The organism is Bacillota bacterium (assembly GCA_012839765.1).
Taxonomy (GTDB): domain Bacteria; phylum Bacillota; class Limnochordia; order DUMW01; family DUMW01; genus DUMW01.
On sequence record DUMW01000061.1, the window covers coordinates 1 to 22,401 of the forward strand.

Sequence of the window (22,401 nt, forward strand, 5' to 3'; positions counted from 1 at the left end):
GAAGGAAGTCAACCTCAGCAGTATGATTTGGCAGGGGCCAAGGCAGATCCCAATGGACCTGCGAATCCTATCCTGGTCCCAGGTGCCGTGCTTTATGTGGAGCGGGCAGACAATGAAGTTGTGATCTTCGGAGAAGTGAATCATCCCGGTGTATATAAGATCGAACCGGGAGATCGTCTACTCGAGGTGCTGGGGAAGGCCGGTGGCTTTTCGGCCTATGCCGACTTGGCAGGAGTGACCGTCCGCCGACGGGAACAGGATCAACTGGTTACCTACGAGATCCATGGCGAGAGGCTGCTAGAGGGCAATGACCAGTACAATCTGTCCCTGATGGGTGGGGATGTTATCTTTGTGCCCAGGCATGTGCGGCAAGTCACTGTCATCGGGGCCGTGGCTAACCCCGGACGATTCACCCTAGATCAGCCGGCTATGTTGCTGGATGTGATTGCCTTGGCAGGAGGCCTAGTTCCGCAGGCCAATCCAGGGGCGATCCTGGTGTCTCAGGGGCAGGAACTGATGACGATTGATGTAAAAGCCCTTGAGGAAAACCCCAAAGACAGTCTGAATATCCTGTTGAGTGGTGGAGAGACCATTGTGGTGCCCGAACAGGTAAATGAGGTGTTGGTCTTTGGGGAAGTGAGGAATCCCGGAGCCTATCCAGTACAGGGCGAGACTTCCGCCTTGGAAGTGGTGATCAGGGCCGGTGGTTTTACTCTCTATGCGGACACTGCGGGGGTTTTAGTGAGCAGGGTCCGGGAGGGACTTAGCGTTCCTACGGAGACCGACTTGACCCTGGACAATCCTGTGTATGTCCAAGGGGGCGACGTGATCTATGTGCCCCGCATGGAGGAAAAACAGGTATGGGTTTTGGGTGAAGTGCGCAACCCAGGCGCATTTCCGATCACAGATGATCAAGGTCTGAACCTTTTGCAAGTTTTGGCTTTGGCGGGAGGTCTCACCGAGCGCGCCGACCAAGGCCAGATTAACGTCTATGTGGCCGATGAAAGTTACCAGTTTGACTTGACGGACAAGGGCTCCTCCCGGATATTTACCGGTGGAGAGGTAGTATATGTCCCCGCCGCACGACAAGGAGTGTTGGTACTCGGAGAAGTGCAGCGACCAGGCTACTTCGTTCCCGAATCTGGCAGTACGGTTTTGGACCTCATCGCGTTGGCCGGTGGCTTGAAAGAGGACACTGCCGCTTCCCAGGCACGTCTAACCCGATTTGCCGAGGGAGGAGAGCCTATACTCGTTGATCTAGTGGCTTTGATCGAGCAAGGTGATATGCAATACAACTATATCCTTTCCGGTGGGGATGTGTTGTTCATTCCCAAGGAAAGCCGTGAAGTGGTGATCCTAGGCGAGGTGCGCCTCCCTGGTCGTTACACCCTAGGGCCAGGCCAGTCCCGGTTGTTGGATATGATCAGTTTGGCCGGCGGTTTGACCCCGGAGGCAAAGGAGGACCAGGTGCGGATCATCAGGGCCGATGGTAGTCAGCAGAACATTGATTTTCGTCGAGTGCTGGAGGACAAGACGTTAAATATTGAACTGGCACCTCAAGACTTGATTTTCATTCCGCGAGAAGAACGGGAAGTCTTGGTGCTGGGCGAGGTCAATCGTCCTGGGCACTTTGGCTATCGGGAGGGGCAAGGTGTCCTCGAGTTGTTGGCCCAGGCCGGTGGTCCCCAAGACGAGGCGGATCTTGCCATGGCCTATATTCTACGGAAATCTGCTGAAGGTGTCTATGAAAAATTGTCCATAGACCTCAGTCAGGGGCAGGCAGAGAAAGTTGACTTTGTGTCTATTCAGCCCGGAGACGTCCTTTACGTGCCGCGGGCCAATCGGAAAGTGCTCGTATTGGGAGAAGTAGGTCAACCAGGGGCATACCTCATCGAAGAAGGTGATACCTTACTGGATCTGCTTGCTTTAGCCCAGGGACCGACCGTGGATGCCGACCTGTCGCAGGTGTTGCTCAGTCGGGAGGACCGGACCATGCCAGTGGATATTAGTCTGGCTATGCAGGACGTCACCAAAGACAATCCCACTTTGATGGGTGGAGATGTGATCTTCGTCCCGAAGGCTAATCGGAAGGTGTTGGTGTTAGGCGAAGTAAATCGCCCAGGAGTATATCACATTGATGAGGGGGATACCCTTCTGGATTTGATTGGTTTGGCCCAAGGTCTTACGGGGGATGCGGATCCTTCCCAGGTGTTCCTCAGCCGCGGCGAGGATACCCTGCAGGTAGCGGTGAACCTGGCGATGCAGAATCCCAGCAAGGATAATCCGCAACTGACTGGTGGGGATGTGATCTTTGTGGCTCGGGCCAACCGGAAGGTGTTGATCCTAGGGGAAGTCAATCGTCCGGGAGCCTATTTCATTGATGAAGGTGATACTCTCTTGGACCTGATTGGTTTGGCCCAAGGTCTTACGGAGGATGCCGATCCATCCCAGCTCCTTCTCAGTCGTGAGGACCGAACGACCCAGGTGGCTGTAGACTTGGCCATGCAGGATCCTAGCCAAGATAACCCGAGGCTAGTGGGTGGAGATGTGGTCTTTGTACCGCGGGCCAATCGGAAGGTGTTGGTCCTCGGCGAAGTCAGGCAACCGGGTACGTATGTTATTGACGAGGGAGATACCCTGCTGGATCTCCTTGGTCGAGCGGGAGGACCAACGGTCGATGCGGATCTTGCCCAAGTCTTGCTTAGTCGGGATGACCAGACCACGCAAGTGGCTGTCAACGAGATCATGCAAGAAGCTGGCAAGGACAATCCGAAGCTTGTAGGCGGCGACGTAGTAATTGTCCCCCGGGCCAACCGGAAGGTGTTGGTCCTTGGCGAAGTAAATCGCCCGGGAGTCTATGTTATTGAAGATGGAGACCGCCTCCTGGATCTTCTTGGTCTGGCCGGAGGACCCACGGCCGATGCGGATCTTGATCAGGTCTTGCTTAATCGGGGAGACGAGACCATAGAGGTGGTCGTCACCGAGGCTATGCAAGAGGCTGGCAAGGACAATCCGAAGCTTGTAGGCGGCGACGTAGTCATTGTCCCCCGGGCCAATCGGAAGGTGTTGGTCCTTGGCGAAGTGAACCGCCCTGGGGCCTATCTCGTTGAAGCAGGTGATACTCTCCTGGATCTCCTTGGTCTGGCCGGAGGGCCTACGGCCAATGCGGATCTTTCCCAGGTGTTGCTCAGTCGGGAAGACCAGACCGTGCAGGTGGCGGTGCAGCGGGCCATGGAAGATGCCAGCCAAGAGAATCCCAGGGTTACGGGTGGAGATGTCGTCATTGTGCCTCGGGCTAATCGCCAGGTATTGGTGCTGGGTGAGGTGAATAGTCCTGGTTATTACCTTGTGGAGCCGGGCGCCAAGGTCCTCGATGTATTGGCCCTAGCTAAAGACATTACGCCGCAAGCGGATCCGACCAGTATCACCTTGGTACGCCAGGGCGAAAAGGATATTCTGATTTACCATATCGACCTCGATCGGATTCGCAAGGATTACGACTTGACAACGAACATCGAGGTACGGGGCGGCGACGTCTTGATTGTGCCCGAAGGGGAACATGAAGCACTGATTCTCGGAGAGGTTCGCAATCCAGGCAGCTTCCCGGTGAAAGCGGGAGATCGCCTGTTCAACTTGATTACCAAAGCCGGTGGCTTATCCACAGAAGACTTGGGTGAAGCCATTGTGGTGCGCAGGGATGCCGATGAGTTGCAGCGCATGGTGGTTGACTTGCAGACAGTGCTCCATCGGCCGGAAAGCAGCGACAACCTGTTGATCTATCCGGGAGACTTGGTGTATATCCCGCTGGTTCGGCGGCAGGTATCGGTGTTGGGCGCTGTGACTAGACCCGGTCAATACCCGCTTTATCCCGGTGATACCCTCCTTGATGTAATTGCAAAAGCAGGAGGGCTGCGGGAGGATGCTGATCAGGGGAGGATCATCGTAGGAGATGAAGCGGGAGAACGGATCTTCAGCTTGAACGAGGTGGTTTCGGGCGTATTGGAGAGCCCGTCTGTGGAGCCAGGTTCTGTGGTGTATGTTCCTGTACACACCCAACAGGTTCTAGTTTTCGGAGAAGTACGTAGCCCCGGGGCGTATCCCATAGGTATGAACAACCGGTTGGTGGATATTATCGCTTTGGCAGGCGGTGTTACCGATCAAGCTAACACCCAGAGCATTACCCTGACCCGGGCCGATGGTTCAATGGTCCATGTGTATGATTTGTTGTCCCTGTACAGACTGGAAGGGGACGAAGTGCGGGTCTTCCCCGGTGACGTGATCTACATCCCGCGGGTCCGTAATGTATTGGTCCTGGGACAGGTGCGGAGCCCCGGTGCTTATATGTTGCCTCCGGGCTCGCGACTACTTGATGCCATCGGCTTGGCCGGCGGTGTCTTGCCCGGTGCTAGCTTGGAGCAGATTACCATCACCCGGCAGGAAGGCAATCAGGATCTGGTGCTCCAGGTGGACTTCCATGCTTTGACCCATCAACTGGCTATGGATACCAACTATCCTGTTTTCGAGGGCGATGTCATCTTCGTTCCTGAGGCGAAGAGGGAAGTGGTGGTGTTGGGGCAGGTGCAGCGACCAGGTATGTACGCTATCGGACCTGAGACCCGGGTGATGGATGTTATTGCCATGGCCGGTGGTCCCACCGAACGGGCGGCTCTGGAGTCCGTGGGGATATACCGGGGGGCGGACATCTCCCAAGTGGGAGAGGCTTCCCTCGGCGATAAACTGCTCTTTGAAGGCGATGTAAAGAAGACGAATCCCTTGGTCGTCGGCGGAGACATCATTTATGTACCGGAGACTACATCCCCCGATTGGAGCAAGATTTTCGAGTTTCTCACCGGTGTAAAACTGTTCAAGGATCTGGTTACTGGATGGTAAGGGGGGGAGCACAGTTGGAGCTGGAGCTTATTGATTACTGGCGGATAATCGTCAATCGTAAAGAAATTATCATCATCCTGCTATTTACGGCCCTGGTGAGCAGTTATGTGGTCAGCGAATTGACTGTACCGGTCTATGAGGCCACCACAACGCTCTTAATCCGGGACACCAACAATCAGTTGGACATGCCCTTCCTTGACGCGGGGGCCCTCTCGGGTAAGAACCCGGTACAAAATTATATCGAGATCCTGAAAAGCCGGCAGCTGGCTCAGATGGTGGCTCGAAAGCTGGGGGTGGAGAGCGATCCCCATTCCCTAGAATTTATCCACTTTAAGAATCAGATCAGTGTGGCACCCATCCAAGGGACAGACGCCATTCGGATTAGCGTTCAGTCCACGGATCCCCAGTTTGCCGCGAAGGTGGCCAACACCATGGTGGAGGCCTTTATTGAGTTGAATCAGCTGGCCAATCAGGAGGAGGCAAGGAACGCTAGGTTGTTCATCGAAGAACAACTGGAAATTGTTCAACAGGAGCTGATCGAGGCGGAAGAGGCTCTAAATGCCTATCGTACGGAATATAAGGTGATCGCTCCTACCCAGGAGGGTGCATCCCTGGTTTCAGAGCTCAGTGCCTTGGACAAAATGATGGCGGAGACTCTGGTGCAGATCAGCGAAGCCCGGACTCGGATGGTGAAGCTGGAGGAACAACTAACTCAGCAGGACCGCACACTGATGGTCTCCCGTTCGGTGACCGATAATCCTCTGCTGACCCAGTACCGCAGCGATTTGGCCCGGTTGGAAATCGAACTGGCGGCGCTGAGGCAGAAGTATACCGGTGCTCACCCCCAAGTGATTGCGGTGGAAGCGCAGATAGAGCAGGTAAAACAGCAGATGTTGGCGGTGCTTCAGGAAGTGATGGATGACGAAGCCCAGGCCACCAATCCCGTTTACCAGAGGGCTCTGCAGGATTTTGTGGCATCGCAGATTGAACTAATCGCATTAGAAGCCAGGCTAGATACCTTACAGAAATTGATCGAGGAAAAGGAGCAGTCGATGGGTGAGCTGCCCAATACGGAAATGGTTGTGCAACGGCTGACCCGGAATCTCAGTGTTACTGAGCAATTGTACATCCTCCTGCTGACCAGGTATGAAGAGATTCGGATCAGCGAAGCAATGAAATCGGCTAATGTACAGGTAATTGATGAGGCGGTGGTGCCCCGCACGCCCATCAAGCCCAGAAAGAAACTGAACCTTGCCATTTCCGGTATGTTGGGGTTATTTGCTGGTTGTGGTCTTGCCTTCTTACTGGACTATGTGGATACCACTCTCAAGACCGCAGAGCAGGTGGAACAGGTCTTGGGTATACCGGTTCTCGGGATGATCCCAAACTTTGAGGAATCAAAGCGGTCCCGGAAGTACCGAAAGCGCAGAAGTGTGCGAAGCAGTTCGGTAAAACGCAGTATGTGATTCAGTTGGGATGTGAGCAAGTTGGAAAGAGAAGGAATCAGTGCCATCACTCAGATGGACGCTAAGTCGCCGGTGGCGGAGGCTTACCGGCTTCTGCGCAGCAATATTCAATTTGCCAGTATTGATCGGGAACTGAGAACACTGTTGATTACCAGTGCTAGTCCCGAGGAGGGGAAGTCCACCACCCTTTTCAACTTGGGGGTGGTGATGGCCCAAAGCGGGAAGAAAGTAATCCTGCTGGGTTGTGACCTGCGCAAACCCACCCTCCATCGCCTCTGCGGTGGACACAATCGGGTGGGGGTAACCACTGTTCTTCTGGGGCAGAAGACCGTTGACGAAGCACTACAGAAGACGGGGGTTCCCAATCTCTTGCTCCTCAATTCTGGCCCTGTGCCGCCCAATCCTTCGGAACTTTTGGGGTCGGCGGGGATGAGGACGTTGTTGGAGCAGTTGAAGGAGCGAGCCGATATCGTCTTGGTAGACAGCCCCCCGGTGTTACCGGTGGCCGACGCGGTGGTCCTATCTGCTATCGTGGACGGGGTGCTGCTGGTGGTTAGCGCCGGACACACCCAATATCAGGTGGCCAAGGATGCCAAGGCGGCCTTGGACAATGCCAAAGCGAACATCATCGGCGCGGTCTTGAATAACGTCCCGGTGACCAAGGGCAACTACTACTATTACTATTACTACTACTCCTCCGACTCTGGCGAGGAATCGTCTCGATGAAGTTCATCGATCTGCATACCCATGTGTTACCCGGGGTGGATGATGGGGCGAAGGACTATACGGAGGCTGTGGCCATGCTGCGGGAGGCTAGGGTGGGGGGGATCCGAGGCCTCGTGGCCACACCCCATTTTCGATACAAGGACGATTGGTTAAGCTTTGTTGCGTCTGCGCAGGAAGTCTTTCAACAATTGACCAAAGAGGCCCAAGACCAAGGGCTAGATCTTGCCCTACAGCTGGGCTTTGAGGTGGAGTTGGATAGCGGACTTTTGACCATCAGCGATTTTAGTCCGTTGACGATCGGCGGGCGGGGGGCATATTTGCTCCTGGAATTGCCTTCGCATCAGGTTCCACCCTGTTTCGAGGAAGTGGTTTTTCAAGTAATGGTCAAGGGTGTTGTTCCCATCATTGCCCACCCGGAGCGGAGTATAGCCCTGTGTCAAAGACCACCTCTTCTGTATCGTTTGGTGGAGCAGGGGGTCTTACTGCAAGTGAATAGTGGTAGCCTCCTGGGTGTTTTCGGCGAAGAGGTTCAGTTGCGGACTTGGTCCTTGCTTGAAGCCCGGTTGGTTCACTTCATTGCATCCGACATGCACCATGCCAAGGGTCACCGGGGAAGTAATCTTCCTCAAGTCCAACGGGTCCTTGAGGAGCACCTGCCCGGGGATTACTGTACGATGTTGCTGTCCACACATCCTGCCGCGGCAATGGAGGGTGTCCAAATCCGGATCCCTGATCCGCTGCCGGGCTTTGGGGAGAAGCCAGGATGGTGGCAACGTTTCTGGCGAAGATTTCCGATGGGGCGTAGGTAGTATCCTTTGAATCACTTTCCGGAATGAAGGGCGGTGTTAGGGGGCCGACCACTTGGTTGGTCCAATGCAGATATGCAGGTATTGGAAGTGCCGATTGCACAAATCGAAATACCCGAAAGACAAGTAAGACGGAAGATCAACCAGGAGAGTATCCGAAGTTTAGCTGATTCTATTGCCCAGGTGGGCCTTCTGCACCCGATCACCGTGTGTCGCACCCCTGAGGGGACGTACCGTCTCCTGGCCGGAGAAAGAAGATTGCGGGCTTGTCAGTTGCTGAGCTTTGAGAACATTCAATGTGTGGTGGCCCAGAAAATAGTGGACGCCACCAGTCTTCAGTTGGTGGAAAATGAACAGCGTTGCGACCTAGATCCCTTGGAGCGGGCGGTATGGATTATGCAGTATCTGGATCAGACAGGTCTTTCCAAGCGGGCCGTGGCGGCACAACTGGGTATTCCCCGCCCCACAATGCTCAACTGGCTGCTAATCTTGGAGGCTAGTGAGCGGCATCAGCAGGCTATCGTCGACAATTTCCGCCGGGGAACCAGTATCTTGACTTTGGCTCACCTGGCGGTGGCTCGGCGTACCGCAAAGAAATTGGGTAACCCACAGCTGCAAGATGAACTGTTGGATCTGGCTGAAGCCCATAGCGTTTCCCACAGTGATTTGTCCAAAGCCTGTGATCTACTCATCTCACATCCGAAACTTACACCGTTGGAAGCGATCCAGAAAGTGCGTCCCATTGAGATCTTTAAGAAGCCCAGATTCCAGAAGGAAAGTCCCCGCATTGTAACTCAGCAAAACACCGCGGTGAACCGCATAAACGATGCATTGGAGCTAGCGGGCCGGTGTTTTCATGAGTTGGATCAAGGTCTGCGGCTTAGGATAAGAGAACAGGAACGTCAGGTGCTTATAACCAAATTGCGTGAGATTGAGGAACTTGCCTTGGATTTGGCCCTGGTGCTAAGTTCCATGAAGGATTAGGGGGATGACTATGTTTGATGCTAAACGCTGGGTGCTGCTCGGTGTGATCGTCTTTCTGCTGCTAGGCCCATCGGTGGTGGTTGCGGAGTCCATTAAGCTTACCATTGACACCTATCCGAACTTGGTTTTTGAGGTGGTCTATCCCGAAACGATGGAGAAGGATCAGGTGGTGGCCGACCTCGATGCGGTAGAACAGATCCTTGGACGAGAGATGACTAAAGTGGCCATCGAGGCCGAAAACAGCGGCGCCTTGTACGCTAGCCCAGATAAGGAAGAGGGCAAGATCGTCTACCAGTTGCCCCTGGGGGAGATCGTGAGCCTCTTTGCCGGCTATGCCTCGGAGGTGGAGTTCAAGGTGACCATCGATACCGCGATCGGCTGGGAGTTGAGTGGTGTTGATCCGGAGGAGTTTGAGTATGACCTGGAGACCAAGGGCACCTTGGATCACTATCTTTTCACCGGGTCCACAAAGGACCAGTGGCCGACCTTGCGGGTGGAATATGCCGTGCCTGGTACGGGCCTGTTCTTCTATGTGGTTCAGCTTTTGCTACTCTGGTTGGCCGCGCCTTTGGTGATGTTTTACGGCGGTACCTATGTGGTGAACTTGGTGCTGAATAAGCAGATCCAGGAGGATCTCCGTCGCCTAATTACTTTGGTGAGTGTGGCCAGTACTTTGACGGAAATCGGTATCATTTACCTGGGTTTTCGGATCTGGCATTGGATACAGGTCGGAACCTTCTTTCTGGGCTTTGCCGGAGCCTTCTTACTGTCCATGGGTTCGGTCCTCGTATCGATGATTCTGTTGATGGTGGCCGGTTATCAGGTGGAAAAACGGGCTCGGAAGACGGGGGTGCTATAAAGTGTCCCAGATTACCTATTTGATTAACGGTAGGGTGGTTACGCCCCGGAAGTTGATCGAACCGGGATATGTGGCTTTTGCTGCGGGCCAGATCACTGCCGTGGGCCCGATGGAGGAGCTTCAACCCCCTATGGGTGCAGAGGTGATCGATGTCGCAGACCGTTTGGTGTTGCCGGGGTTAATCGATCTTCATACCCATGGCTATGGGGGGATCGATGTGGAGACCATGGACAGACAGCAGTTTCTCGATCTAGCGCAGCACATGGTGAGCCTTGGTGTTACTGCCTTTTTGCCTACCCTGTCCGCCACTGATCTTAAGACCATGTACGAAAGGGCAGAATTGGTTCGGTGGATTCAAGGACAGGCCCACAACGGTGCGAATGTACTGGGCATTTACTTTGAAGCTCCCTACATGAACCCGGTCTACCGGGGGGCCCAGGCCCTAGAACATGTGCGGGATCCTCTTCCTGCGGAGTATCTACCCCTATTTGATACCTGTGGGGATGTTTTACGGATCGTTTTGATTGCCCCAGAGTTGCCCGGGGCAATGGACTTCATCCGGGAGTGCGTCCGCCGGGAGATTGTCCCAGCCTTGGGACATTGCCAACCCAGCTATGAAGTGGCCAAAGAAGCCATCAATGCTGGAGCGGATCATCTGGTCCATGCCTTCAATGCCGTTCCCGATTTCAAGAAACGGGACCCGGGCGTGATCGGGGCCTTTCTGAATTCAGACCATGTATATCTGGAGGTTATCTCCGATGGCCATCATTTGCACCGGGCAGCGGTGGAGCTGTTGTACAAGTTTAAAGGGCCCGATTGGCTGATCCTGGTCAGTGATAGTGCCCCCCTCACGGGGCTTCCCGATGGGATTTATCGGGGGTTTGGTCAGGAGATTGAACTGCGAGGTTTCCGGGCTACTTTGGCGGGGCGTCCTGATGTCCTGGCCGGAAGCGCCAGTGGTCTCAACCGGTGTTTGCAGTTTGCGGTGGAAGAAGTGGGCATTCCCTTGGTACAAGCGGTGCAGATGGCGACCAGTACTCCGGCGAAACGCCTAAAACTTACCCGCAAGGGACGGCTCGAACCGGGGCTCGATGCGGACCTTGTGGTGCTTAATCCTGATTATTCTGCAGCTCTTACTTTCGTGGGCGGCCAAGAAAGGTATCGGCAGTGGGGTGGATGAGTTGTTGTACTGAGAACCGGTGCAAGAGACAATTCTCCGGTTTTCCTTGGCGCGTAGCAGGTTCAGGTTCTCGGTTGAATATATTCGTCCACGTAGTGGAGTTTTCCCGCACCCAATTCCAGCACAGCATCAATCAGTTCCCGGTTGACTTGGTCATAGACCTCTGACTTTTTCGCTGGATCCGCGGGCTTTTCACGGAGTATGGGGCGGCCAAAGGCCACACGGAGCTTGCGGGCCTCGGGGACGATGGCGCAGGGGATAATCGGTACCCCCAGGCTTGTGGAAAGCATCGCGGCTCCAGACAGGGGTTTATACACATTAAAATCGTTGGATCGCTCACCCTCGAAGAAGATCCCCACCACCTTGCCTTCTTTCAACAGGGAGATGGCGGTGGAGATTGCTCTTCGATCACTGGTTCCCCGTCGTACCGGAAAACCGCCTAGCTTCGTCATAAGCAGACGCGAAAAATACCCTTCGAACAACTCTTGCTTCGCCATGAAATGAACCCGACGGGGGCAGGCGATGAACACAAAGATGGAATCGTAGAAAGTGACGTGATTAGGTGCTAGAATGAAGGGTCCTGCCTTGGGGATATTTTCTCTTCCCACAATTTCCCAGCGAAATCTGATCCTGAAAATCAAAGACCAAAACAGTCTGTACAGTGTGTAGAACACCCTGATCACCGGGATTTTGACCGCTGGCCACCTTGGTGGAGTCTTGAACGTAGCGGTTTTTCCCGGGTTCCCTCCTTCGCTGCGATTGTTCTAAAACAGTCACGTCGCTGTAGCTTCCTGCACGGTATAGTATACCGCGCATCAAAACAAAGGGCAGTTTTACGTCTTCCAAAGGATAACTGGATCCCAATCAGACATCGGTGGTTTTTCCACGTAGTCCAGAATTTTAGTCGACGGGAAGTAACCTCGCAGATGAGCAGCAGTTCCCCTTCTGCCATACCTTGAACCTATTGTCTTGTCTTAGCCGCCACCCCCAGAGTATCCTGGAGTGCCATAACTCCTGCTGATGTTGGGAAGCAACTACAATCAATTGTATTTCAACGTCCTGGGCCAGTTTTCCTTCTATATCTTGGCACTGGGATCCCGGTGTGATATGATAACTGCAGTAAAGGAGGAGTCCTTCCGTGTTGCTGACAATCGATGTGGGAAATACGAATATTACCATCGGGGCTTTCAAGGAGGACAGGCTGATTAGGACTTGGCGGATCGCCACTCGTCCGGATCGGACCGTGGACGAGTACAGGTTCATTCTTAAGTCTCTCTGGCAGGAACTGGCATCCCCTGAGGCTATCCATGGTTGTGTAATCAGTAGCGTGGTGCCCAACGTGACTTCTCTGGTTTCCGAGGCGGTGCAGCGCCTGTGGCAAGTGGATTCTTTGGTGGTGGGCCCCGGGGTGAAAAGTGGTATCAAGATCCGCGGAGACAATCCCCGGGAGGTGGGTGCTGACCGGATCGTGAATGCAGTGGCCACTTACCATTATTATTCCACACCTGCGGTGGTGGTGGACTGCGGAACCGCCATCAGCTTCGATGTGGTTACCGACCAGGCGGAATATATTGGTGGGGCCATTGCGCCGGGCCTGAATATGGTGGCCGATGCCATAGTGGCGCGGACCGCCAAATTGAAACGGGTGGAGCTCAAACGACCGGTCCGGGCCATCGGTCGGAATACCGAGGAGTGTATTCAGTCGGGGATCGTCTTTGGCTACATGGGTCTAGTTGAGCATTTGATTAAGCGCATCGCCGAGGAACTGAAAGCGGAACCCACCGTGATCTTCACCGGGGGGCAAGGTGGTGTGCTGGTTGAGGAGTTCGAGGGAAGGTTCATCTATGACCCGGAATTGACCCTGAAGGGACTTCACATAATTGCCAAACTGAATGGGTGGTAGCATATGCGGGGCAAAAGAATTGTCTTGGGGATCACTGGAGGTATCGCAGCCTATAAAGCGGCTCAGATCTGCAGTGACTTGGTGAAGGCCGGTGCCACCGTTGATGTGATTATGACCAAGGCGGCTTTGGAATTCATCGGGCCCATCACTCTGCAGAACATAGCCAATAATAAAGTACACATCGATATGTTTGCCCTACCGGAGAACTATAACGTGGAGCACGTTTCGCTGGCCCAGGGGGCGGATCTGATCCTGATTGCCCCTGCCACAGCCAACTGTATTGCGAAACTAGCCTGTGGATTGGCCGATGATCTATTGTCCTGTACGGTCTTGGCTTCGCAGGCTCCGGTGTTGATTGCCCCGGCCATGAACACTAACATGTGGACCAACCCGGTAACCCAAGAAAATGTTGAGAAACTCAAGGCAAGGGGATTCCACTTTGTGGAACCGGGCTATGGGCGGTTGGCTTGCGGCTTGATTGGACAAGGCCGTTTGGCGCCTGTGGACGAGATCGTGGATGCTGCCCATTACGTCTTGGGACAAGGTGGCCCCTTGGCTGGTCGCAAGATTGTAGTTACCGCCGGTGGTAATAGGGAACCCATCGATCCGGTACGGTTCTTGGGGAACCGTTCCTCCGGTAAGACCGGTTTTCACTTGGCCAGGGAAGCGCGTAACCGTGGGGCGCAGGTGATACTCATCTCCGGCCCCACAGAACTGAAGCCGCCGTTGGGGGTGGAGTTTGTCCCGGTGGAGACAGCCTTGGAGATGGACGCCGCGGTAAAAAGACACGTGGAAGGCTGTGATGCCCTGATCATGTCCGCGGCGGTGGCAGATTACCGGGTGGAGAATGTGGCCAGCAGCAAACACAAGAAACAGGAGCGGTTGACCTTGCATCTGGTCCAGAATCCTGATATACTGGCCACCACCAACGGAGATTTCGTTAAGATCGGCTTTGCCGCGGAGACCGAAGACTTGCTACCGGCCATGGAAGCGAAGCTGGTGAAGAAAAACTTGGACCTGATCGTGGGTAATCTCGTAGGTCTGCCGGACCGGGGCTTTGAGGCCGATACCAATCAGGTGGTCATCATGGACCGCTCCGGGGCTACGGAGCATTGGCCCTTGATGGACAAGGGAGAATTGGCTAAGAAGATCATCGATCGTCTACAAGATCTACTTGCCGAAAAGTAGCATATGCTGTATCATAAAAACGAAAAAACCCCGAAGTGCAGACATCTTCGGGTTCACATCATCCTTTACCGCTTGGATCAGATGACCGAGACGGTGCTTGCTGATATTGATTAGTGGAGTAAACCTGCGGTCAGACTGCAGGTTTTTTTGTTAGGGGGTGTTGGAATGCAGAGTAGCGAATTGGCCAGCTACTTTGGCGATGTGGGGATTATCGGTGCTGGAGCGGTGGGGACTGGTCTGGCCTATGCTCTGCGGAGAGCTGGTTTAGGTCCAGCGGCCGTGGCCAGCCGTACCAACGCCCGGGCCAGGGAACTGATCGAAGGGTTGAAGGCCGGTATTGCCTGTTCCCCGGCGGAACTGGTGGAGCGGTGCCGGACCGTGTTCTTGACGGTGCCCGATGACCAAATCCTGCTCCTTTCCCAGGCCCTTCCCTGGCGTAAGGGACACATTGCCATCCATTGCAGCGGGGCCCATAGCCTTGAGGTGTTGAAACCGGTGGCCGAGGCCGGTGGTCGGCGGGGAGCCTTTCATCCCTTGAATAGCTTTCCTAGTCGAAAGTTGAGCCGTTCTCGCCTGGGTCACTCTTTCTTCGGCATCGAAAGTGATGAGGAGTCCCTTCTTGAGGCCCTAGATACCTTGGCCCAGACGTTGGGACGGGGAGCCTTGCATGTAGCTGGGGATAGACGGGTGTTGTATCACATCTGTGGAGTACTGGCCTCAAACTATTTGGTCGCCTTGCTTGATGCCGCGGTGGGACTCTTTTCCTCATTGGGATATTCCGAGGAAGAGGGACTGCGGGCTTTGTCTCCCTTGGTGCAAGCCACCTGGGAAAACATCGGGCGGGTGGGTACCAAAGCGGCCTTGAGTGGCCCCATCGCCAGGGGCGATGGGGGAACAGTGAGGGCACATTTGGAATACTTGACGCAATTGGGCGAAGCGGACCTACTGAAACTTTACGTAACCCTAGGTGAACTGACACTGGAGGTTGCAAAGGCGAAGGGTACCCTAACAGGAGACAACTATCAGAGGTTGAAGGAGATCTTTGCCCAGCAGGAGGGATGAAGCATGCGGAATGTGTTGAAAAGTAAATTGCACCGGGCCCGGGTAACAGACGCCAACGTCGATTACGAAGGTAGTATTACTATCGATGAAGAACTGATGGAATTGGCGGATCTGGTACCATGGGAAAAGGTGCAAGTGGTAGATGTGACCAATGGGGCGCGCCTGGAGACCTATGTAATTCCAGGGTCCCGGGGCAGTGGCTGCATCCAGCTGAACGGAGCCGCCGCCCGGCTGATTTTTCCCAATGACTTGGTCATCATTATGTCCTACACCTGGATTGATGAGGCGATGGTAGCCGATCATAAACCCAAAATCATTCTATTAGATGAACAGAATCGACCGAAGGAGGTATCGTAGTTATGGCAGTCACTACACTGGATATTCGAAACATGAAGGGAAAGCAAAAGATTGCGATGGTCACCGCATACGATGCCCTGATCGCCAAGATCGTCGATTCTGTGGGGATACCCCTGATCCTGGTAGGTGATAGTGTGGGCAACACTTACCTGGGTCTTTCCAACACGGTGCCGGTTACCATTGCGGATATGATCCACCATACTAAGGCTGTGACGCGGGCAACCAAGCATGCCCTTGTAGTAGCGGATCTCCCCTTTATGACCTACGCCACCGAGGAGGCAGCGCTCCATAACGCAGGGCGCCTATTGCAGGAGGGCGGTTGCCAAGCGGTCAAGCTGGAAGGTGGTCAGGAGGTGGCCGGAATCGTCCGACGCCTGGTTGGGGTCGGGATCCCTGTGATGGGGCATATCGGTTTGTTGCCCCAATCGGTGAACCAGCAAGGGGGCTACCGGATCCAAGGGAAGACTGCCGAACAGGCCCAGAAGCTCTTGGAGGATGCCAAGGCCATTGAGGCCAGCGGTGCCTTTTCCATTGTCCTCGAGGGCATCCCCCACGATTTGGCCGCCAAGATTACAGCCGCCGTAAGCATCCCCACCATCGGTATTGCCGCCGGTCCCGACTGCGACGGTCAAGTACAGGTCATCACCGACTTGTTAGGGATGCAGGAGGATTTCGTCCCGAAGCATGCCCGACAGTACGCAAATCTTGCGGCAGTGATCCGCAGTAGTCTGCAGCAGTATAAAGAAGAAGTCGAGGAAGGAACCTTTGGTCGTTAGGGGGATTGGGCCACTTGAAGATCTGTGAGACGATTCGAGAAATGCGGGAATACCGAAAGGGCGCCCAAGGACGGGTAGCCTTGGTGCCCACTATGGGTTATCTACATGAAGGTCACCTGAGCCTGGTTCGCCAGGCGCGCCAAGAAAATGATGTGGTCGTGGTGAGTATTTTTGTGAATCCCACCCAGTTTGGTCCCAACGAAGACTTTGCGCGGTATCCCCGCGATATGGAACGGGACCTGAATCTGCTCAGGGCAGAAAATGTGGATGCAGTCTTTGCTCCTGATGCGGAAGAGATGTACGGGGATGGATTCAGCACCTACGTGGAGGTGACGGGACTGAGCGAAGTGTTCGAAGGAGCGGTACGTCCTGGACATTTCCGCGGAGTAGCCACCGTGGTGTTGAAGCTGTTTAACATCGTTCAGCCCCATTGTGCCTATTTTGGTCAGAAGGATGCCCAACAGGCAGCGGTGCTCAAGCGCATGGTCCGCGACCTGAACGTGGATGTGACCATCAAGACTTGTCCCACCATCCGGGAGGCCGATGGACTGGCGGCCAGCAGCCGAAATATCTATCTAAATGCAGAGGAACGGGCCGCGGCCACCTTATTGCACCAGGGCCTTCAGGCGGGGCGCCACCTTTGGCAGGCGGGGGAACAGGATCCTGACGTGATTACAGCCAGGATAAAAGAAGTGTTACAGCATCCTCTAATCACCCTGGACTATGTGGCGGTGGTTTCACCGGACAGCTTTACCCCCGTGACCCGCGTGGAAGCAAATCACCTCTTGATCATTGCCGCAAAAGTTGGTACAACAAGACTAATAGACAATATGAGTCTGGTTTAGTAAGGGAGAGGAGGAGTTACAGTTGCCGTCGGTGACTGTAATGAGGACCGCATGATGAGAATATCGAGTCGAGCAAGGAACATATCCCCATCCGCCACTTTGAGTGTTGATGCTTTAGCGAAATCCATGATTAAGGCTGGTCACAACGTGATCGGCTTTGGAGCTGGGGAACCCGACTTTGATACACCCCAGCACATCAGGGAGGCGGCCGTTGCGGCCCTGGATAGGGGGTATACCCGGTATACCCCAGCGGGTGGCACCCTAGAGCTTAAGGAAGCCGTTTGTGCAAGGCTAGAAGAGGATTATCAAGTAAAGTACGAACCTGACCAGGTGATTATCTCTTGCGGGGCAAAACATAGTCTATACAACCTTTTCCAGGTCATCTGCGATCAGGGGGATGAAGTAATCCTTATGGCGCCCTACTGGGTGAGCTACTTGGAACAGATTAAGTTAGCCGGTGCCGTGCCGGTAGTGGTGGCGCCCCGCGATCATACCCTCAAACCATCCCTTGAGGACATTGAAGCCGCCATTACCTCCCGGACGCGGGCGATCATTGTGAATAGCCCCTCGAACCCCAGCGGGATTGTACTGGACCGGGACTTCCTCGTGGCGGTGGGGGAGTTGGCTCTTAAGCACGATCTGTTGGTGATCTCCGACGAGATTTACGATAAACTAATCTACGGCACAGCAAAGCATGTCAGTTTTCCCACCTTAGGTGATGAGCTCAAAGCGCGGACTGTGCTTATAAACGGAGTGTCGAAGACCTACGCGATGACTGGGTGGCGGATCGGGTGGGCCGTGGGCCCGGTGGAGATTATCAAGGCGATGGTCAATTTACAGAGCCATAGCACCTCGAACCCGACCTCCATTGCCCAATATGCGGCGGTGGTGGCTTTGACTGGTCCCCAGGCCCCGGTGGAACAGATGCGCAAAGAGTTTTCCCGGCGTAGGGACTTTATGCTGGAAAAACTCAACCAGCTTCCTGGGGTTAGTTGTCAGATGCCGGAAGGGGCCTTTTACGCTTTTCCCAACATTGGTGGCCTATTTGGCAAGAGCTTCAACGGGACTGTTATCGATAGTTCCGAGACCTTTGCCAAGTATCTGTTGCAAGAGGTGAAAGTGGCCGTTGTGCCCGGTATCGCCTTCGGAGCCAATGAATACGTGCGACTTTCCTACTGTTTGTCCATGGATAAACTGGCGGAGGGTTTGGAGAGGATCCACCAGTTTATCCTAAAACTGACGTAAACAGGATGGGCGGAGGACTCCCTCCGCCCACTGTCAAAAGCTTTCCCAGTAGTGACCAGGAAGATTACCCGTGGCCCTTTTCTGGAAGGGGCCGGGGCCTGATCCGAAGGGAGGAGAGTTAACCTGTTAGGGTGACGGGTTACGATCAACATGACCAGTATCCTAATTGCTGACGATGATCCCCATGTTCACGAGATCCTATCTTTGTATTTCCGTAAAGAGGGTTTTGAGATCCTGTCTGCCTACGATGGCCAGGTGACCCTTGAACTAGTCTCCTCGAGTAATCCGGATCTACTTATTCTTGATATCATGATGCCTAAACTAGATGGGTGGGAGGTTTGTACCCAACTGCGTAATCAAGGTATTGACATTCCCATAATCATGCTAACGGCCAAGAACGATGACTACGAGAAAATTCTTGGTTTTGAGTTGGGAACAGACGATTACGTGACGAAGCCCTTCAACCCGGCGGAGGTGTTAGAACGGACTAAGGCTGTCTTGAGGCGGGTAAAGCCGCGAAATACGGTGTCCGCCCAAGGGATTGAGGTGAATATGGAGGAATACACGGTGACAGTGCGTGGGGTCCGGGTTGGTTTGACCCCTCGGGAGACCCAGCTTTTGTATTTCCTGATGTCGAATACCAACCGGGTATTCACGCGGGACGAATTGTTGGAGCACTTGTGGGGGTATGACTATCTAGGGGATGGTCGCACCATCGATGTCCACATCAAACGAATCCGCGAGAAAATTGGGCAAGTGGACGAGGGGTGTAAGCAGTGGATCAAGACCGTTTGGGGAGTAGGTTACAAATTCGAGGTGCCTGAGGGTGTTTAAGACAGTTTACGGAAAGCTCATGTTTACCTATTTGGCCATCATCCTGTTGACCCTTGCAACCTTGGGCTTCTCATTGTCCCATTTGTTATCAAGTTACTTTTTTCACGCAAAAGAACAGGAATTGATAGAAAAAGGTAAGGTTCTAGTTCAGGTGGTGGGGCAAGTTTTGCTGAGAACCACCTTTGATCCCTCCATTCTCAATGTGCTCCGGACTATGGAGAGCCTGATCGACGCGAGCGTTTGGGTAGTGGACCGCCAAGGGTTGATCATCGCAGCGAGCCAGGACGGTGTTAGTTTGGAGGGGTTTCGTCTCAGCAGTGACGATCTTCAGGAAGTCCTTCGGGGCAGACTGATCAGATACAAGGGACAATCCAGTTACTTTTCCGAGCCGATGCTCATGATCGGCTTGCCCGTTGTCAACGCGAGCTCCGATACAGTGGTCGGCGCCGTTTTCCTCCATTCGCCTGTGCGGGGTGTATCCCAGACCATCAATCAAGTAAAACGGTATTTGTACCTGACTACCCTTTTGGCGGTGATTCTTGCCTTTGCCTTGGGGCTGTATTTATTCAGGACTATCTCCTCTCCCCTCCGTGAGATGCACAAAGCAGCGTTGGGCATGGCTGAAGGAGATTTTAGTCGGCGGGTTTCGGTGGAGCAGGAGGATGAGATCGGACAGCTGGGTCGGTCCTTCAATTATCTGGCCAGTCGTCTGCAGAATACCATCGATGCCCTTTACCAAGAGAAGAGCAAATTTGAACGGATGATTTTTAGTATCAGCGAGGGTGTGCTTGCCGTCGACTCCGAGGGCAGAATTCTCTTGGCCAATGCCCCAGCTAGGCGTTGGCTCAAGGATGAATACGTTCATTCCAGCGGTGCCAAGTTGAGTGATGCGGTGGTCCTCGCTGATCTTCCTTGGGTTTACGAGCGGGTGATGGCGGAAGACGCGGTGGTTACCCAAACAGCGAACCTGACTCCCCAGAAAGCCATCATGATGATCGCCTCACCGATCCATGACACCAGTGGTGCCATCAGTGGGGTCATCATCCTCCTCCATGATATCAGCCAACTGCATCAAACAGAGCAGTTGCGCCGGGATTTCTTCGCCAATGTCTCCCATGAGTTGCGCACTCCCCTTACTGCTATTGCTGGATATTTGCAGCCGGTGATCGATGGGACGGTGACGGATCCAGAATCCGTAAACCGGTACTTGCGGATCATCCAAGACGAGACGATACGGTTGTCCCGGCTTATCGATGAGCTTCTGGATTTCTCGAGGTTGGAGGCAGGGCAACTGAAATTGGAGAAGGAACCCTTTGATCTGGTGGCTCTGGTGGATGATGTGTGCAACCAACTGAGGGTTTTGGCCGAAAGCAAAGGTGTACAGTTGGAGCGGCACCTGCCCGAGGGAAAAGGGATGGTACTGGGTGATGAGAATCGTATCCGCCAGGTGCTCCTTAATCTGTTGGACAATGCGGTGAAGTTTACCCCGGCCGCTGGAAACGTATTCGTGCGGGTATACGAGAAGGCCGGTGAAATGATGGTGGAGGTGGAGGATACCGGTTGCGGTATAGCACCCGATGATTTGCCCTTGATCTTTGAACGGTTTTTCAAAGCTGATCGGTCCCGCAGCCGCAGGGACGGAACTGGCCTTGGGCTGGCTATTGTCAAGTCCATCTTGGACGCGCACGGGGTTACCATCTCGGTCCAAAGTAATCCAGATACGGGCACGAAATTCAGTTTCGGCTTACCAATAGTTTCATAAAGCCTTAACAGTTTATTCACATCCCTGTGCTACAATGAAGATGCTTGAAGACAATCCCGTTCGTGGTTCGGAAGTGTACAGGCAAATAGGTGGGGCCTTGATGTTTGAACGGGAAGCGAAAGGGGTGGTGGACGGATTACTGGACGATATGGGCGATAACCCTGCTGTTCGAGGAGATGGGAAACCGGTATGAGGGGCCTAGGACGTAAGTTCAAGGCCCCTCATACTATATTAACGTACACCTTTGGGTCTAGTTGATAAAGACTTCCGCGGTCCGCCATGGGGGGGCCGCTCATAGGATAAGATGTATCCCCTGCTTGTTACTAAAGGAACTTTCTCTCCCCATGGGTACCCAAGTATAAGCGGACGCACCGGGAAAGGCCAAGGAGACATCGGAAAAACCTAGGAGTCTCCGCAGTTTTTGCAGGATTTTGGTTACAGTTCTCGAATACATTTTAAATAGGAGGGTCTTTCTAAGGGAAGGCTCGGAAGAAAGGAGGTGGCTACCTTGAGTAGACCTCGCATCCGAATGCTTGAACGTGAACTAGAAGAAGCCGAAGCCAAATTGGAAGAAATTAAGAACACCGAGTTCGAGCGGGAGAGTGTAAAGAAAAAGCTTCTAGTGGAGCAGAGGCAAAAAATCGTTGAGCTCAAGCGTGAACTTGCCGAGGAAAAGAAGCGTCTATAGTACGGTTCTTCGTCATTCGGGTAAGGGGCCTTTATGGTGGTGACTACTGCAGTAGGGAGCGAAACAGTGGTTCCACCATAAGGGCCTGATTCAATAAATCCCTTATTCTCCAAAGGGAGTACTCCTCCAGCAAATAGACCCTTGGAGACTGGGACACCAAAGCAGAGGAAAAGGTCCGGTCTACACGGGGACCAACGGTTAATCCGAGTGCTTCTCCGTCTTTTGTTCGCAAGGTGAGCCGGAATCGGACGGGCTCAGCTTGGACAGGCGAGTCCTGATCACTCACGAAGGCATCCAATTCATAGAGATAGTCCAACAGTTCATCGATATATTTGTCCAAGAGCTTTTTCTCCCCGAAATACCAGTGGCCATCTCTATTGGCTAGCAGGATGGTTTTGCCGGTTGGAGCATCATAGACCTCCATTATTGTTATTGAGGGCCGGGAAAAACCCAACAGACGCTCCCGAGGTAGTTCCGGTGGTACCCGGTGGGGAAAAAGGGCCAGTGTAAATAGGACAAAAACGATGATACTTACTATCAAGAAACTGTAAGACTTATTCACGGTACATGCCTCCCTGTATCAATGCACTTCTATAGATTAGCCACGCAGTAATCTGTTTCCTGCTTGCTTGCTCAGGGAAACATTGCGTAGGCAGATGCTTTTTGTTGAGTGATGGCTTGGGAAAGGTAGTGTCCCTGTCCCCTGTATGAGTCAAAAGTTTGTGGGGATTGGCAAGGCCTGGAAAAAATAGAAGACCGCGGGTCCATTGAAAGATGAGGGCATAGAGAAGGAATCGAGAGACTCCGTCTCCAATATATGGAGATAGCCA

General features: G+C 53.7%; 19 protein-coding genes. 17 read left to right on the forward strand and 2 right to left on the reverse strand.

The genetic code is table 11. The features are described 5' to 3' along the window. The 7 genes from GXX57_05740 to nagA all read left to right on the forward strand — a co-directional run. The coding region (locus GXX57_05740) for a hypothetical protein (protein HHV44153.1) at window positions 1-4,890 on the forward strand (4,890 nt) is incomplete at its 5' end. 14 nt (window positions 4,891-4,904) lie between these two features. After that, a complete protein-coding gene (locus tag GXX57_05745; protein HHV44154.1) occupies window positions 4,905-6,356 on the forward strand; it encodes a hypothetical protein in 1,452 nt (483 codons plus the stop codon). 54 nt (window positions 6,357-6,410) lie between these two features. Next, window positions 6,411-7,082 carry a CpsD/CapB family tyrosine-protein kinase gene (locus tag GXX57_05750; protein HHV44155.1) on the forward strand — a complete coding sequence of 224 codons (672 nt, stop codon included), beginning with the start codon at window positions 6,411-6,413 and terminating at the stop codon, window positions 7,080-7,082. After that, entirely contained in the window at window positions 7,079-7,891 is an 813-nt protein-coding gene (locus GXX57_05755; GenBank protein HHV44156.1) for a hypothetical protein, read from the forward strand. Before GXX57_05750 ends, GXX57_05755 begins: the two co-directional genes overlap by 4 nt. A gap of 87 nt (window positions 7,892-7,978) precedes the next feature. Continuing rightward, the gene (locus tag GXX57_05760; GenBank protein HHV44157.1) at window positions 7,979-8,872 is read left to right on the forward strand and encodes a ParB/RepB/Spo0J family partition protein; all 894 of its coding nucleotides are present in this window, start codon (window positions 7,979-7,981) and stop codon (window positions 8,870-8,872) included. Window positions 8,873-8,882: 10 nt separating this feature from the next. Further along, the gene (locus GXX57_05765) at window positions 8,883-9,731 is read left to right on the forward strand and encodes a hypothetical protein (protein HHV44158.1); all 849 of its coding nucleotides are present in this window, start codon (window positions 8,883-8,885) and stop codon (window positions 9,729-9,731) included. A 1-nt stretch (window position 9,732) separates the two neighbouring features. After that, the gene (gene nagA, locus GXX57_05770) at window positions 9,733-10,911 is read left to right on the forward strand and encodes an N-acetylglucosamine-6-phosphate deacetylase (protein ID HHV44159.1); all 1,179 of its coding nucleotides are present in this window, start codon (window positions 9,733-9,735) and stop codon (window positions 10,909-10,911) included. Window positions 10,912-10,973: 62 nt separating this feature from the next. On the opposite strand, the gene GXX57_05775 is transcribed toward nagA, so the two are convergent. Further along, window positions 10,974-11,552 (reverse strand): 1-acyl-sn-glycerol-3-phosphate acyltransferase, encoded by a 579-nt coding sequence (locus tag GXX57_05775; GenBank protein HHV44160.1) that lies wholly within the window; start codon window positions 11,550-11,552, stop codon window positions 10,974-10,976. 497 nt (window positions 11,553-12,049) lie between these two features. On the opposite strand from GXX57_05775, the gene GXX57_05780 reads away from it, so the two are divergent. The 10 genes from GXX57_05780 (at window position 12,050) to GXX57_05825 (ending at window position 21,571) form a co-directional block, all read left to right on the forward strand. Next, window positions 12,050-12,814: a type III pantothenate kinase gene (locus GXX57_05780; GenBank protein HHV44161.1), complete on the forward strand. Its 765-nt coding sequence runs from the start codon at window positions 12,050-12,052 to the stop codon at window positions 12,812-12,814. A gap of 3 nt (window positions 12,815-12,817) precedes the next feature. Beyond that, entirely contained in the window at window positions 12,818-14,002 is a 1,185-nt protein-coding gene (gene coaBC / locus GXX57_05785) for a bifunctional phosphopantothenoylcysteine decarboxylase/phosphopantothenate--cysteine ligase CoaBC (protein ID HHV44162.1), read from the forward strand. 165 nt (window positions 14,003-14,167) lie between these two features. Continuing rightward, the gene (locus tag GXX57_05790) at window positions 14,168-15,064 is read left to right on the forward strand and encodes a DUF2520 domain-containing protein (GenBank protein ID HHV44163.1); all 897 of its coding nucleotides are present in this window, start codon (window positions 14,168-14,170) and stop codon (window positions 15,062-15,064) included. 3 nt (window positions 15,065-15,067) lie between these two features. Next, the gene (locus GXX57_05795; protein HHV44164.1) at window positions 15,068-15,421 is read left to right on the forward strand and encodes an aspartate 1-decarboxylase; all 354 of its coding nucleotides are present in this window, start codon (window positions 15,068-15,070) and stop codon (window positions 15,419-15,421) included. Window positions 15,422-15,423: 2 nt separating this feature from the next. Beyond that, a complete protein-coding gene (gene panB / locus GXX57_05800; GenBank protein HHV44165.1) occupies window positions 15,424-16,197 on the forward strand; it encodes a 3-methyl-2-oxobutanoate hydroxymethyltransferase in 774 nt (257 codons plus the stop codon). A 14-nt stretch (window positions 16,198-16,211) separates the two neighbouring features. After that, window positions 16,212-17,042: a pantoate--beta-alanine ligase gene (locus GXX57_05805; GenBank protein ID HHV44166.1), complete on the forward strand. Its 831-nt coding sequence runs from the start codon at window positions 16,212-16,214 to the stop codon at window positions 17,040-17,042. 54 nt (window positions 17,043-17,096) lie between these two features. Next, window positions 17,097-18,287 carry a pyridoxal phosphate-dependent aminotransferase gene (locus GXX57_05810; GenBank protein ID HHV44167.1) on the forward strand — a complete coding sequence of 397 codons (1,191 nt, stop codon included), beginning with the start codon at window positions 17,097-17,099 and terminating at the stop codon, window positions 18,285-18,287. Window positions 18,288-18,437: 150 nt separating this feature from the next. Then, window positions 18,438-19,121 (forward strand): response regulator transcription factor, encoded by a 684-nt coding sequence (locus GXX57_05815; protein ID HHV44168.1) that lies wholly within the window; start codon window positions 18,438-18,440, stop codon window positions 19,119-19,121. Next, on the forward strand, window positions 19,114-20,883 hold the full coding sequence (locus GXX57_05820) for a cell wall metabolism sensor histidine kinase WalK (protein ID HHV44169.1): 1,770 nt from the start codon (window positions 19,114-19,116) through the stop codon (window positions 20,881-20,883). Before GXX57_05815 ends, GXX57_05820 begins: the two co-directional genes overlap by 8 nt. Window positions 20,884-21,412: 529 nt before the next feature. Next, on the forward strand, window positions 21,413-21,571 hold the full coding sequence (locus GXX57_05825) for a hypothetical protein (protein ID HHV44170.1): 159 nt from the start codon (window positions 21,413-21,415) through the stop codon (window positions 21,569-21,571). Window positions 21,572-21,614: 43 nt separating this feature from the next. On the opposite strand, the gene GXX57_05830 is transcribed toward GXX57_05825, so the two are convergent. Further along, window positions 21,615-22,133 (reverse strand): hypothetical protein, encoded by a 519-nt coding sequence (locus tag GXX57_05830; GenBank protein HHV44171.1) that lies wholly within the window; start codon window positions 22,131-22,133, stop codon window positions 21,615-21,617. Between the last annotated feature and the right edge of the window lie 268 nt (window positions 22,134-22,401).